Source organism: Mixta theicola (assembly GCF_002895925.1).
GTDB lineage: Bacteria > Pseudomonadota > Gammaproteobacteria > Enterobacterales > Enterobacteriaceae > Mixta > Mixta theicola.
The window spans coordinates 203,155-217,337 of the sequence record NZ_NWUO01000007.1 but is presented as its reverse complement, the minus strand read 5'-3'; the positions used below and the strand labels follow the sequence as shown (position 1 = coordinate 217,337).

General features: G+C 57.9%; 12 protein-coding genes. 5 read left to right on the top strand and 7 right to left on the bottom strand.

Features of this window, described 5'->3' with window-relative positions; all coding sequences use genetic code 11:
- The first annotated feature begins 56 nt into the window (after positions 1-56).
- A complete protein-coding gene (gene dapD, locus COO59_RS11620) occupies positions 57-884 on the top strand; it encodes a 2,3,4,5-tetrahydropyridine-2,6-dicarboxylate N-succinyltransferase (RefSeq protein ID WP_103059997.1) in 828 nt (275 codons plus the stop codon).
- Between the two features lie 339 nt (positions 885-1,223).
- Entirely contained in the window at positions 1,224-1,616 is a 393-nt protein-coding gene (locus COO59_RS11615) for a DUF3461 family protein (RefSeq protein WP_103059946.1), read from the top strand.
- A 92-nt stretch (positions 1,617-1,708) separates the two neighbouring features.
- Here the strand turns inward: COO59_RS11615 and COO59_RS11610 are convergent, their stop codons facing one another.
- The 3 genes from COO59_RS11610 to dgt form a co-directional block, all read right to left on the bottom strand.
- Positions 1,709-2,866, bottom strand: coding sequence for a CdaR family transcriptional regulator (locus COO59_RS11610; RefSeq protein ID WP_103059945.1), 1,158 nt, complete (start codon positions 2,864-2,866; stop codon positions 1,709-1,711).
- A 191-nt stretch (positions 2,867-3,057) separates the two neighbouring features.
- Positions 3,058-4,482 (bottom strand): serine endoprotease DegP, encoded by a 1,425-nt coding sequence (degP, locus tag COO59_RS11605; RefSeq protein ID WP_103059944.1) that lies wholly within the window; start codon positions 4,480-4,482, stop codon positions 3,058-3,060.
- Positions 4,483-4,631: 149 nt separating this feature from the next.
- The gene (dgt, locus tag COO59_RS11600) at positions 4,632-6,122 is read right to left on the bottom strand and encodes a dGTPase (RefSeq protein WP_103059943.1); all 1,491 of its coding nucleotides are present in this window, start codon (positions 6,120-6,122) and stop codon (positions 4,632-4,634) included.
- 105 nt (positions 6,123-6,227) lie between these two features.
- Between dgt and mtnN the strand changes: the two genes are divergently transcribed.
- Positions 6,228-6,926 carry a 5'-methylthioadenosine/S-adenosylhomocysteine nucleosidase gene (mtnN, locus tag COO59_RS11595; protein ID WP_103059942.1) on the top strand — a complete coding sequence of 233 codons (699 nt, stop codon included), beginning with the start codon at positions 6,228-6,230 and terminating at the stop codon, positions 6,924-6,926.
- A complete protein-coding gene (btuF, locus tag COO59_RS11590; RefSeq protein ID WP_103059941.1) occupies positions 6,919-7,722 on the top strand; it encodes a vitamin B12 ABC transporter substrate-binding protein BtuF in 804 nt (267 codons plus the stop codon). Before mtnN ends, btuF begins: the two co-directional genes overlap by 8 nt.
- Before the next feature lie 166 nt (positions 7,723-7,888).
- Here the strand turns inward: btuF and erpA are convergent, their stop codons facing one another.
- Entirely contained in the window at positions 7,889-8,236 is a 348-nt protein-coding gene (erpA, locus tag COO59_RS11585) for an iron-sulfur cluster insertion protein ErpA (protein ID WP_103059940.1), read from the bottom strand.
- 79 nt (positions 8,237-8,315) lie between these two features.
- A complete protein-coding gene (gene clcA, locus COO59_RS11580) occupies positions 8,316-9,734 on the bottom strand; it encodes a H(+)/Cl(-) exchange transporter ClcA (protein ID WP_103059996.1) in 1,419 nt (472 codons plus the stop codon).
- Between the two features lie 220 nt (positions 9,735-9,954).
- Here clcA and hemL point away from each other — a divergent pair, with 220 nt between their 5' ends.
- Positions 9,955-11,235, top strand: coding sequence for a glutamate-1-semialdehyde 2,1-aminomutase (gene hemL, locus COO59_RS11575; protein WP_103059939.1), 1,281 nt, complete (start codon positions 9,955-9,957; stop codon positions 11,233-11,235).
- 83 nt (positions 11,236-11,318) lie between these two features.
- Here the strand turns inward: hemL and fhuB are convergent, their stop codons facing one another.
- Positions 11,319-13,301 (bottom strand): Fe(3+)-hydroxamate ABC transporter permease FhuB, encoded by a 1,983-nt coding sequence (fhuB, locus tag COO59_RS11570; protein WP_103059938.1) that lies wholly within the window; start codon positions 13,299-13,301, stop codon positions 11,319-11,321.
- Complete coding sequence (gene fhuD, locus COO59_RS11565; RefSeq protein ID WP_103059937.1) at positions 13,301-14,176, bottom strand: Fe(3+)-hydroxamate ABC transporter substrate-binding protein FhuD; 876 nt, start codon at positions 14,174-14,176, stop codon at positions 13,301-13,303. The genes fhuB and fhuD overlap by 1 nt, the downstream gene beginning before the upstream one ends.
- Between the last annotated feature and the right edge of the window lie 7 nt (positions 14,177-14,183).

The window sequence follows — 14,183 nt, the reverse complement described above, 5'->3', positions numbered from 1 at the left end:
CGGGCCAGCAGCGACGCTGCCCGACGGTGAATGCAAAACCCAGGATGAAAATGCAAATGCAACAGTTACAGAGTGTCATTGAGAGCGCATTTGAGCGCCGTGCCGACATCACGCCCACCAGCGTAGATTCCGCCACCCGCGCAGCCGTAGAGCAGGTTATTGCCCTGCTGGACAGCGGCGCCCTGCGCGTAGCCGAAAAGATTGATGGCCAGTGGGTCACGCATCAGTGGCTGAAAAAAGCGGTGCTGCTCTCTTTCCGTATCAATGACAATCAGGTAATCGAAGGCGCTGAAAGCCGTTTTTACGACAAAGTGCCGATGAAATTTGCGGCTTATGATGAAGCGCGTTTCAAAAAAGAGGGCTTCCGCGTTGTGCCGCCGGCGGCAGTACGTCAGGGCGCTTTTATCGCCCGTAATACCGTCCTGATGCCTTCTTACGTCAATATCGGCGCATGGGTTGATGAAGGTTCAATGGTTGATACCTGGGCGACCGTAGGCTCCTGTGCTCAGATTGGTAAAAACGTTCACCTGTCCGGCGGCGTAGGCATCGGCGGCGTGCTGGAGCCGCTGCAGGCTAACCCGACCATCATCGAAGACAACTGCTTTATCGGCGCGCGTTCGGAAATCGTGGAAGGCGTGATCGTTGAAGAAGGTTCGGTGATTTCTATGGGCGTTTATATTGGTCAAAGCACCAAAATTTACGATCGTGAAACCGGCGAAATCCATTATGGCCGCGTTCCGGCAGGCTCGGTGGTGGTATCCGGCAATCTGCCGTCAAAAGATGGCTCTTACAGCCTCTACTGTGCGGTTATTGTGAAGAAAGTCGATGCGAAAACGCGCGGTAAGGTTGGCATCAATGAGCTGCTGCGCACCATTGATGAATAAAGCCTGACGCCCTGCCCTGCCTCCCCGGCAGGGCAAATTCCCATCCTTTTCTCTCGCCATTATTAAGCGCCGTTCCGGCTTCCGCTCTGTTTCCGCCTGGTCGTTATCCGCGCCGCTTTGCCCGGCCTGCAAATTACAGGTGCGTTTATTTTTTACGCGGGCGATAATTCATTTCCGTCATTTCTGCGGCGCAATTTCCCGAAAGTCGTCGTTTATGTCTACAGTGATGACAGGCCCTTTTTTCTGTTTCAGCAGGATGTCCGTACAGCGTTGGGGCCGAAATAAGGTGTAACGGAACAGTTGCGACGCCCTAATTTCACGTTTACAGGAAACATCGCCATGTATGACAATTTAAAAAGCCTGGGCATTTCCAATCCGGAAGAGATCGATCGCTACAGCCTGCGTCAGGAAGCGAATAATGACATCCTGAAAATTTACTTTCGTAAAGATAAAGGCGAATTTTTTGCCAAAAGCGTTAAATTTAAATATCCACGCCAGCGTAAAACCGTCGTGGCAGAGGGCATCGGGCAAGGTTACAAAGAAGTGCAGGAGATCAGCCCTAACCTACGCTATGTCATTGATGAGCTAGATCAAATCTGCCAGCGCGACCAGGTGGAAATCGACCTGAAGCGTAAAATTCTTGATGATTTGCGCCATCTGGAAAGCGTGGTTTCCAACAAAATCGCCGAAATCGAATCCGATCTGGATAAGCTGACGCGCAACAGCCGCTAAGGCAATAAAATTGCCGGCAGCGCGCCTGAACGCTCCGCGCGCCGGGTTTGTCAGCATCTTAATACGCCGCCGTGCGGCGCGGCGTATTCCCTTCAGGGTTGCTCATCCAGCTGTAGCGCCACGTACAGCAGCAGCCGATCGTCAAAATGGCCCAGGTTAAGCCCGGTCAATTCAGAAATCCGGTTCAGCCGGTACTCCAGCGTATTGCGATGAATAAACAGCGCCCGTGCGGTGGCCGAGGGCTGCACGTTATTACTGAACCAGGAAATTAACGTGCGCCGCAGCAGCCCGTTATTATCCATCGCCTTCAGCTTCGCCAGCGGCCGCGACAGTTCATTAGCCTGCCAGCCGCCGCGCAGGCTATCAAGCAGCACCGGCAGCACTAAATCCTGATAAAAAAAGCTGCGCTGTTCCGGCATTCGCTGTTTGCCCACGCTCATCGTCGTCCGCGCCGTACGGTAAGAACGGGCAATACTGCCCTCGCCGGTAAAATAGTTGCCCAGCGCAATGCGAATGCGCAGGTGTCCGCTCTCCTTCATACGCCCTAACAGTTGTTCAACGCGCCGCCGATGCTCATCCTGATCGTAACGGCCATGCGCATTCAGCGCCGGCTTCAGCACCACCATTTCCGTGAGAGAAACAATCGCGATCAGGTTGTCGCGCTCCGGCATGGTCAGCAGCGTCTGCAGCTGCTGCAGCTCAGCCATAGCGCTATCCACGCCCAGCTGCCCGCTATCGACCTCGACCACCGCAACCACGCGCGGCTGGTTAAGATCGATACCCAACCGCTGCGCCCACGCCATCAGCGCCGGAGAAAGGGTTTCGCTACGGATCAGATTCAGCACCAGCTCTTCGCGCAGACGGCTATCCTGCGCCAGCATATGCAGCAGTCGCGCCTGTTCCAGCATCATCTCCGCCGTCATACAAACCAGCTCGCCGTACTGACGTAGCGAAACGGGATCGCCGGTCAGGCCGATCACGCCAACAATGTCACCGGCAATACGCAGCGGTAAATTGATGCCGGGCCGTACGCCGTGCAGATGACGCGCGACGGCCTCGTCAATATCTACTACGCGCGCCTGCGACAGCGCCAGCAGCGCGCCTTCGTGCAATTCACCAATACGCTCCCGATCGCCGCTGCCGATAATCCGGCCACGGGCATCCATGACGTTGACGTTACTGTCGATAATTTTCATGGTACGCGCCACAATATCCTGGGCCAGACGAGCATCCAGGTAATAGTTAGCCATTATTCACTCCAGCCGGGACTTGAAGAAGCAGCATACGTTGGCGACTGCGGTGAAGCATTGGGCAATTGCATCAAGCGCCGCTCCGGTTAATAAATTTGCAGGCAATCTCACAAACTAAAAACGGCCCGACGAGCAGGCCGTCGGGCCGTTGATCACTCACACTCTCTGCGGAGTAACCCGCAGGAAAAGCGTTATTGCATTAACAGATAGATATTGCTGTCGCCGCGTTTAATATTTAGCGCCAGCACGGACGGCTTGGTATCAAGGATTTTACGCAGCTCGCCGAGGTTAGCCACCGGCTGCTGGTTAACGCCAAGGATCATATCGTCTTTTTTCAGACCGATACGCGCCGCGGCGCTGCCAGGCTTAACGCTGTCTACCCGCACGCCCTTCTGACCGTTCACCTCCGCGTTGCTCAGACCAGCGCCTTCAATGCCGGTATAAATCGTTGCGGAATCGACGTTATCCTGCGAGCTTTGCTGCAGTTCGACCGTTACCGTCAGCGGTTTACCGTCACGCAGCAGGCCCAGCTCCAGCTTAGTGCCAACCGGCAGCGAGCCGACTTCAGCACGCAGCGCGGCAAAGCTGGAGATCTGTTTTTTATTCAGCGAAATAATCACGTCGCCCGCCTTAATACCCGCTTTAGCGGCGGAAGACTTCGGCATAACCTGGCTGACAAAGGCTCCGCGCTGAGCATCCACTTTCATCGCTTTCGCCAGCTCAGAATTCAGCTCGGTTCCCATGATGCCCAGCTCGCCGCGTTTCACCTGACCATATTCCACCATCTGGGCGGTCAGATTTTTCACCATATTGCTGGGAATGGCGAAGCCGATACCGATGTTGCCGCCGTCCGGGGCGAGGATGGCGGTATTAATCCCGATCAGCTCGCCATTCAGGTTAACCAGCGCGCCGCCGGAGTTACCGCGGTTAATGGCCGCATCGGTCTGGATAAAGTTCTCGTAATTTTCCACGTTCAGGCCGCTACGGCCCAGCGCGGAGACGATGCCGGACGTGACGGTTTCGCCCAGCCCGTACGGGTTACCGATCGCTACCGTATAATCACCGACACGCAGGTTGTCAGAATCGGTCATTTTAATCGCGGTAAGATTTTTAAAATCCTGGAGCTGAATCAGCGCAATATCAGAGCGCGGATCTTTACCGATCACTTTTGCGTCATAGCGCCGCCCGTCGCTGAGCTGCACCTGAATTTTGGTTGCGTTGTCCACCACGTGATTGTTGGTGACCACATACCCTTTTTCCGCATTAATCACCACGCCGGAACCCAGCGCGCGGAATTTTTGCTGTGGTGCATTGCCGCCAGGCGCTGCGCCCTGGCACATCGGCGTGTTCAGGAACGGCGATCCGTCCTGGCAGAACGGCGAGTCATCGCCAAAGAACTGCTGGAACTGCTGCGGCAGACGCGGCGTTTTCGCCGTGGTGCTGCCTTCAACGTTGATGCTGACGACTGACGGCATCACTTTTTCCAGCATTGGCGCCAGGCTGGGAAGCTGTTGAGTGGAGGAGGAGGCTGTTTCAGCAGCCATAACGTAAGTCGGGCTCATCGCCATTCCCAGGCTAAGAGCTAATGCGCTTAATACAAGAGCTGTTTTTTTCATTCGTCTGTTACTCGTATTGGATCAATGAAGCTGACCATCATTTTGGCCGTGTTGATGAGATTAAATTTTTACCGCAAAGTTCATCAGTAACTTTTTGGCAAAAGTAAAAAAATATTCTGCATCTTTACAAAACTCCTTTTATTACTTCACTACTCAACCGCCATTAAACGCCGGTATTCATCCCAGGCATAAAGATCGGTCATTCCACTAATATAGTCCTGAATCAGACGCGCACGATAATAACGTTCCCACAGCAGCCGCTGATATTTATGCTCAATTTTCACGGTGCGCATATGCTGCTGATAAGCGCGACGGTGTTTGCCGGAAAGCTTATGAAACAATCGGGTTTCAATAGGATGTCCGGCCAGGAAATCTTCCGCTATCAGCGTGGTAAAGGCTTCATAATTTAGCTCAAGCAGCGGCTGGTAAATCTCCAGCAGCCCTTTTATTACCCGATAGCCCTGTAATTCTAACTGTTCAACTTCCGAATGATTAAATACATGACGGCGCGCGACGGTTTTAAATAAGGAGAGCAGCCGTCCCTCTTCGCCCTCATCTTCCAGCAGCGCATGATTAAAGTCGCCGTTAAAAATCGCGGCCAGATTATCCACGAATCGATTAACGGCGTGGGTAACCAGCACATTCTGTACGCTAACGCGCAGCGACATAAAAAACTGATCGCTTCGGCCGCGAATTTTTTTTCCGTTTGCCTCGCGCCAGGCATAGCCGATGGTGCGGCTGAAGGCATCGCCGGAACGCACCGGTCCCCACAGCTTTTCCAGATAGCCATACAGCGTATCGACGTTGAAGATGGCCTTTTCCACCGCATCATCCAGGTCGGCGATACAGTAGGAAATGTCATCTGCCGCTTCCATGATCCAGGTTAATGGAAAACGATGATATTCCTGCAGCTGCGTGGCCGCTCGCAGTTCGGCAATATAGTGACGCTCGGAAAGATAAAAGCCCGGCTTTTTCATCAGCGTAGCGAACTGCGCCGGCTTTTCGCCCTGCCACCAGGCGGGCGCGGTGTATTTTAAAATACAGGCAACCTGGCTGTAGGTCAGGTTTAGCTGCAGCAGCGTATGGACCAGGCGAATCGCCTGCGCGTTGCCTTCGAAATGACAGAGATCCTGACGGATCGTTGCGTTCAGCGCGCTGAAGTCCGCCTGCTGCGCCGCGTCATCCACGCCGGCCACCAGCGGATCCACCAGCTCGGCCGGTAAGTGGGCGTCAAACCAGTCGTTAATCGCCGCTTCGCCAAAGTGACCGAAAGGCGGGTTGCCCACATCATGCAGCAGACAGGCCATTTCCACCAGGCTTTCGAACGCGCCGGAGAGCTCCTGCAGGCCATATTTTTCCAGGCCGCCGCGCGTTTTCAGCGTTTCAAGGATCTCTTTAGCGATATAACGCCCGGTCTGCTGAACTTCCAGTGAATGCGTCAGGCGTGAACGCACGGCAGCGTTACGCTCCAGCGGAAATACCTGAGTTTTCTGCTGTAAACGGCGGATGGCCGCTGAATTGATAATACGCCCACGGTCGCTTTCAAAATGGCGGGTAATGGCATATTCGCCCTGCGGCGCTTCCCGGCTGTTCCACGGGCGCTGAAAACTGATGCGCTGCCGGAAATTAATCTTATCCATCGCTTCCCCTTGTTTCTGCATGAAAACATCTTGCCGTGGGCCTGTGATAGACTATGCAACAGTTCAAACGCTGAATTCCACTTTAATTACTTAGCGAGTAACCCAATGAAAGCAGGCATTATTGGCGCAATGGAGCAGGAAGTCATACTACTGCGCGATAAAATCGAGAACCGTCAGACTATTTCTATCGCCGGCTGCGAAATTTATACCGGCACCCTGAACGGCGTGGAGGTGGCGCTGTTGAAATCAGGGATCGGTAAAGTTTCCGCCGCGCTGGGCACCGCGCTGCTGCTGGAGCGCTGCCGTCCTGACTTTATTATCAATACCGGATCGGCGGGCGGGCTGGCCCCCGCGCTGAAGGTGGGCGATATTGTGGTATCGGACGAGGTGCGCTATCACGATGCGGACGTGACCGCCTTCGGCTATGAGCCGGGTCAAATGGCGGGCTGCCCGGCGGCTTTCCCGGCCGACGGTTCACTGATTGCTGCCGCAGAAGCATGTATTAACCAGCTGAATCTGCACGCGGTACGCGGTTTGGTGGTGAGCGGCGACGCCTTTATTAACGGCGCTCAGCCGCTGGCGCGCATTCGCGCAACCTTCCCCCAGGCGATCGCGGTTGAAATGGAAGCCACGGCCATTGGCCACGTTTGCCATCAGTTCGCCACGCCGTTTGTGGTGATCCGCGCCATATCTGACGTTGCCGATCAGGAATCCCATCTCAGCTTTGAAGCGTTCCTTAGCGTCGCCGCTAAACAATCCTCGCTGCTGGTGGAAACGCTGCTGGGCAAGCTGGCGCGTGGCTAAACGCGCGCTTATAACGCTGACGCTCTGGCTGTTTTCCAGCCTGGCGCTGGCGGCCAGCGCGCCGCGCGTTATCACGCTGGCGCCGCATCTCACCGAACTCGCCTTTGCCGCCGGGATAACGCCGGTGGCGGTTAGCGCCTGGTCCGACTATCCGCCGGAGGCGAAATCGCTGGAACAGGTGGCTAACTGGCAGGGTATTAAACTGGAGCGCATTCTGGCGCTAAAGCCGGATCTGGTGCTGGCGTGGCGCGGTGGTTCTCCACAGCGGCAAATTGATCAGCTGCGGGCGCTGGGCGTGCAGGTTATCTGGCTGGATCCCAACTCAATTGAAAGCATTGTCGCCGCGCTGCATCAGCTGGCCGCGTGGAGCCCTGCCCCGCAGCAGGCGCATCGTGCCGCAGATCGCCTGGCGGCGCGTTTTAAGGCGTTGCGACAGCGCTATGGCGGACAAACGCATCGGCGCGTGTTTTTGCAGTTTGGTCAGCAGCCGCTATTTACCGCCTCGCGCGCAACCTTACCAAACCAGCTGCTGGCGCTGTGCGGCGGTGAAAATATCTTTGCGGCCAGCGCGGCGCCCTGGCCGCAGGTCAGCCGCGAGCAGGTGCTGGCGCGCCATCCCGATATGATTGTTGTTCCGGGCGACAGCAAAGCCGCCGCTCAGGCCGTGCGCTTTTGGCAGCCGCAGCTATCGGTGCCGGTAGTGGCTATTGCGGGAGACTGGCTTAGTCGTCCCGGCCCACGCAGCGTGCTGGCGGCGGAAAAACTGTGCCAGGCGCTGCAGTCTGAAGGGCATTAATTAAAGGTTTCGCTTTTTATACCCATAACAACCGAGCGGCCAAAAAATCAAAGTCGCGCTAAGGACGCCGCAAAAGGAAGCGAAAATCAGGCGGGAATGCGCTTGTTTAGCGTTGAATGGCAGGAAAAATCAACGTGCTTTACAGGACGTAAAGCACGTTCTTCTGTCAGATGCTGAAGGAAGAGCCACAGCCGCAGGTGGATTTAGCATTGGGGTTGGTCACGATAAAACGGGAACCTTCCAGGCCTTCGGTATAATCCACCGCTCCACCGACCAGGTATTGCAGGCTCATCGGATCCACCACCAGCGAAACGCCTGATTTCTCAATGGTCATATCGCCGTCGTTGATTTTATCATCGAAGGTGAAACCGTACTGGAAACCGCTGCAACCGCCGCCGGTAATATAAACCCGCAGTTTCAGATCAGGATTATCTTCATCAGCAATCAGGGTCTTCACCTTACTGGCTGCCGCCTCGGTAAATTGCAGCGGCAGTGCTGCTACATCATCACTCATTGAAACACTCCGCAATTAATCCGGCTCAGGCCAGAAATGGCCGCGCTTGTCAATATTATCTAATAGCCTGGTGCAGCAATCAAGTATTCGCCCTCGCACTCTGTGCCTTTTCCATCTCCTGCTGCGCCTGCTGCTTCGCCAGCGTCCTGGCCAGCAGCGAGGAGTACAGCGGCTTGCCGCCGAGAAACTGCGCCAGCAGCGTAGCGCCGAGACAGGTAATAATCATCGGCAAAATCAGCTGATAATTATCGGTCATCTCCAGCACCAGCACGATGCCGGTCAACGGCGCACGCACCGAGGCGGCAAACAGCGCCCCCATGCCGGCAATGGCAAAGGTGCCCGGTTCAAGCGTTAACGAGGGCAGCAGCGCGGCGCTGGCCATGCCGAAGGCGGTGCCCAACAGCGTACCCAACGCCAGCATCGGCGCGAAGATACCGCCCGGCGCGCCCGAACTGAAGCACAGCAGCGTGGTTATCACCCGCGCGATAAAAATAAACAGCAGCACCCCTACGGTATAGTGTCCTGCCGCCGCGATGGGGATCAGGCTGAATCCGCCGCCCGCCGCTTCCGGCTCAATCACGGCGAGAATACCGCACAGGCCGCCCAGCAGCGCCCCGATAATCAGCGCTTTTTTCATCGCGCCGCCGTGCAGCCGCTGAAAAAAGTCCTGCGTAATAAAAATCAGGCGATTAAACAGCACGCCGACAATGCCAAATAACATTCCCAGCAGTAGATAGAGCCACAGCGTATTGATGGGCGCGCTGGCAAGCTTGCCGACGGCAATTACCGCATGCTCGCCGTTAAAATAGCGAAACACGATGCTCGACATAATCACGCCGATAAAGACCGCCTTAATCGAAATCAGGCTGTAGCGAAACTGCAAACGCATCTCTTCGATAATAAACAGAATCCCGGCCAGCGGCGCATTAAACGCGGCGGAAAGCCCGGCGGCGGCGCCGGTTGCCAGCAGCGAATGGCGCGCTTCGGCGCTGCGCATACGAAACAGATCCAGCACCATGCGCCCGACGTTGCCGCCCAGCTGCACCGTCGGCCCTTCCCTTCCCAGCACCATTCCGGCCCCCAGCGTCCCCATACCGCCAAGGAATTTAACCGGTATAACGCGCCACCAGCGTACCGGACGCAGCTCTTCAAGCGCCCCTTCGATTTCCGGGATCCCGGAGCCGCCCGCCTCCGGCGCAAAGCGACGCACCAGCCAGTACCCAAAGGCGGCCAGTACCGCAGACAATAAAAAGGCCAGCGGAAAAGCCAGCCACAGACGCTCGCCGGTGCTGGCAACCATGCCCAGGCGCCAGACCTGTACCGCCGTTACCGCTTTCTCAAAGACAACGCCAGTCAGCCCGGCCAGCGTGCCGACGATGCCTGCGACAATCAGAATCGCCACGGGCGTTTTATCACGCCGCAGCAGCATCCGCAGAAAATCGGTACGACGCAGGGGAACCACATGCAGCTGCTCAGTGGAAGTGGGTGTTTCGCTCATAACGCTCATATCAGGAAGTTAATGGAGGCCGGTATCATACGCCGCACCGTATGCAGGGGCAAAAAATGTCATTCTGCGCAATACTCCTCTTGCCAGCGCGTTGGCAAACAAAGCGCGGAGAGTTCAGACACTTTGTTATCAATCTCACTCCGTGCGCCTTCAACGCGTCCCTAAGTTCCCGTAGAATGACCGGGTTTTTCTTTCATTCAGGAGCCGATTCATGAGTAAGTCCGAAAACCTGTATCAGCAGGCGCAGCGTTCCATTCCCGGCGGCGTAAACTCGCCGGTACGCGCCTTTACCGGCGTCGGCGGCGTCCCGTTATTTATTGAGCGTGCCGATGGTGCCTGGCTGTACGATGCCGACGGCAAAGCCTATATCGATTATGTGGGTTCCTGGGGACCGATGGTGCTGGGCCATAATCATCCGGCGATCCGCAGCGCGGTAATCGAGGCGGCGGAGCGCGGATTGAGCTTTGGCGCGCCGACCGAAATGGAAGTGAAGATGGCAGAGCTGGTCTGCGAACTGGTGCCGTCGATGGAAATGGTGCGGATGGTTAACTCCGGCACCGAAGCCACCATGAGCGCCATTCGCCTGGCGCGCGGTTTCATCCAGCGCGATAAGATCATCAAATTCGAAGGCTGTTATCACGGCCATGCCGACTGCCTGCTGGTGAAAGCGGGCTCCGGCGCGCTAACCCTCGGTCAGCCGAACTCGCCCGGCGTCCCGGCGGATTTCGCAAAGCATACTCTGACCTGTACCTATAACGATCTGGCGTCGGTGCGCGCCGCGTTCGAGCAATACCCGCATGAAATCGCCTGTATTATCGTTGAGCCAGTGGCGGGCAATATGAACTGTATTCCGCCGCAGCCTGATTTTCTGCCGGGCCTGCGCGCGCTGTGTGATGAATTTGGCGCGCTGCTGATTATCGATGAGGTGATGACCGGCTTCCGCGTGGCGCTGGGCGGCGCTCAGGCCCACTATGGCGTAACGCCGGACCTGACCTGCCTGGGCAAAATTATCGGCGGCGGGATGCCGGTAGGCGCATTTGGCGGACGTCGCGACGTGATGGAGGCGCTGGCACCGACGGGGCCGGTTTACCAGGCCGGTACGCTCTCCGGCAACCCGATCGCGATGGCGGCCGGTTACGCCTGCCTGACGGAAATCGCTCAGCCCGGCACGCACGCCACGCTAACCGAGCTGACCACGCAGCTGGCGCAGGGTTTACGGGCGGCGGCGCAGGAGGAAAATATCCCGCTGGTGGTTAACCACGTCGGCGGCATGTTCGGCCTGTTCTTCACCGATGCGGCAGAAGTCACCTGCTATGACGATGTGACGCGCTGTGATACCGAGCGCTTTAAGCGTTTCTTCCATATGATGCTGGATGAAGGCGTTTACCTGGCGCCGTCGGCGTTTGAGGCGGGCTTTATGTCGCTGGCGCACAGCGCCGAAGATATTCAGCGCACCGTTGATGCAGCACGCCGCAGCTTTGCGCGGTTGTAAGGATTTAGCGCAGGCGGCTTAACGGCTAAACAACCTGTACGTGTTATCATCCCTCTTTAACGGGCACCCTGCGGCGCCCGTTTTTATTTCACTTTCCGCAGCAGCCAGACAAAGTAAGGCGCGCCGATAAAGGTGGCCAGCAACCCCGCCGGGATCTGATCCGGAAACGCCGCCATTCTGCCGCACCAGTCGGCCACAATCATCAGGCCGCCGCCCATTAGCGCCGCAACCACCACCTGCGGCAATGCCCGCCGGAACCCCAACATTCGCGCGATATGCGGCGCCATCAGGCCGATAAAGCTTAGCGGTCCGATGGTCAACGTCGCGGCGGCAGTCAGCGCGGCGGCCAGCAGCAGCAGGCTAAGACGCGCCGGCATTAGCGCCACGCCAATTGAGCGCGCCGTGGCGCTGCCCAACGGCAAAATGGTTAGCCAGCGGCTGGCAAACGGAGCAATAGCGACCAGCACTACGGCCACCAGCGCGGTGCGCAGCGCCTGCCCCGCATCTACGCCATAGGTCGAGCCAGATACCCAGCTCAGCAGCTGCGCCATACGCGGATCGCCGCTGGCCAACAGCATCGCCAGTAAAGTGGTAAAGGCGGTACTGAAGGCCATCCCCGCCAGCAGCATACGCTCCGGTGAAAAACCGCCGCGTCCGGCAACCAGCATAATCAGCAGCAGCGTGGCCGCCGCGCCGAGGCTACCGGCAGGGAGCAGCCAGACAAAGGCGTCGCCCGGCACCAGAAACAACATCAGCACCACGCCGCAGGCTGCGCCAGAGCTAATGCCCAGCACTTCCGGGCTGGCCATCGGATTACCGGTCAGGCGCTGAATCAGGCTACCCGCCACGCCAAGCATCACGCCTGCCGCCAGCGCGGCGGTCATGCGCGGCGCGCGCCACGGCTGCAGCTGATGCCAGAGATCGCCACTCGCCCACAGCCAGCCGTGCGCATCGCGCCCCAGCGACAGGGCAGTCGCCGCCAACAGCAGCAGCACGCCAAGCGCCGCCAGCGCCCATAGCACGACATGCTGACGTTCCGCAGGCACGCGATCGCCCTGGCTAAGCGGCGGCGGCACCGCGCCGGTGCGCAGGCGCGGCAGCAGCCATAGCAGGATCGGCGCGCCGACCAGCGCCGTTAAGGTGCCGGTTGAAACCTCACGCCAGTTATCGGTCAGCCAAATCACGCACTGGTCCGTCAGCCAGAGCAGCAGCGCGCCCAGCAGCGGAGCCAGTAACATACGGCTAACCAGACGGCGCGCGCCCAGCAGCTTCGCCATCAGCGGTGAAAACAGGGCGATAAACGCGACGATACCGACGGCATTCACCAGCATACCGCTCAGCACGATAGCCAGCCCCAGCGCCGCCAGCCGCACCAGCGACAGCGCCATACCGAGATTTTTTGCTACGCCATCATCCAGTCCCAGCACCGTCAGCGGCCGCCTTAGCAGCAGCGCCAGCACAAAGCCCAGCAGCAGGCGCGGCAGCAAAAAAGTCACGTTACTCCAGTCCTGCTGGCTTAACGAACCCGTGCTCCACAAGAACAGGTTCTGTAGCCTGTCGTGATTGAAAATAGCAAAGATTTGATTGACCGCGCCGCAGTACAGGCTCATCACCAGTCCGGCGAGGATCAGGGTCACCGGCGACAGCCGTTTTCCCCAGGCGATCCCAAATACCAGCAGGCCGATCAGTACCGCGCCCGTCATCGCGGCAATCTGCTGCGTGAGCATACCGCCCGGCAGCGCCCACAGCGTCGCAACCGTAATGCCAAGCTGGGCGCCGCTCGCCACGCCGAGCGTGGTCGGTTCCGCCAGCGGGTTACGCAGTACCTGCTGAAAAAGCACGCCGACCAGCCCCAGCCCGGCCCCGGCCAGCAGCGCCACCGCCAGCCGTGGCAGCAGGCTAAAATGAAAGACCATCTGATCGATATTATCGCGGTCCGGCTGCCATAAAGCGTTCAGCCACTGCGGCTGCGGCAGATGATGAGTAAAATTCAGGCCGGTTAACGCCAGCGCGCACAGAAACAGCGCGCCGATTGGCATCAACGGGAAAGCGAAACGCCTGCGCATCATGCCTCCAGTACGTTAGCGAGAATACGACAAAACTCCATCGCCGAGAGCGTCGCGCCATAAAACCAGACGGTCGATACGCGGGTAAAGCGCTGCTGACGAACAAAAGGCAGCGACTGCCAAAGCTCGGTAGCCGCGACCTGCTTCATCAACGTATCGTCGCCGTGGCTCAGGCAAATCGCATCCGCATCGCGGATCGTCGCCAGACGCTCGATGCCAATCACCGCGCTGCCCCAGAAGTTCGTTTCGCCCTGCCAGGCGTTCTGTAAGCCAAGGCGCTGCATCACCTCTAAAAACAAGCTGCCTTTGCCAAAGACAATCGCGTGACGGTTATCAATCAACGACATCAACAGCAGCGGCTTCGCCGCACGCGGTGCCAGGCGCGTGCGCATATCGGCAATAAAGCTATCGAACATCGCCAGATGCGCCTGCGCCTGCGGCATTTTGCCGATGCGCTGCGCCAGCTGCATTAACGACTGGCGTGCCGTCGTTAACGGTTTGCCGTCACCGTTGTTAAAGGCGAATCCCTGGCTGGGGGCAATGCGCGATAGCGTCTGCGGAGACGGGCCATAGCCGCTGGAGTAAAGAATTAAGGAGGGTTTGAGCTGCGTCAGCAGTTCGAGGTTCGGCTCGGTGCGCAGCCCGACGTCTGTCACGCTGGCGGGCAGTTCAGGCTTGCCAACCCAGGCGCGATAGTTAAAGAGCTCAGCGGCGGCCATCGGCACCACGCCCAGCGCCATCATCAATTCAATCGGCAACCATTCAAGGGCGACCACCCGCTGCGGATCGAGCGTTTCGGCCCGCAGCGTTTGCTGCCAAAGCAGCGGAGAGAGCGCCATAGCGGCAAGCAGGCGACGACGTGTTATTGGCAACATAGCCACA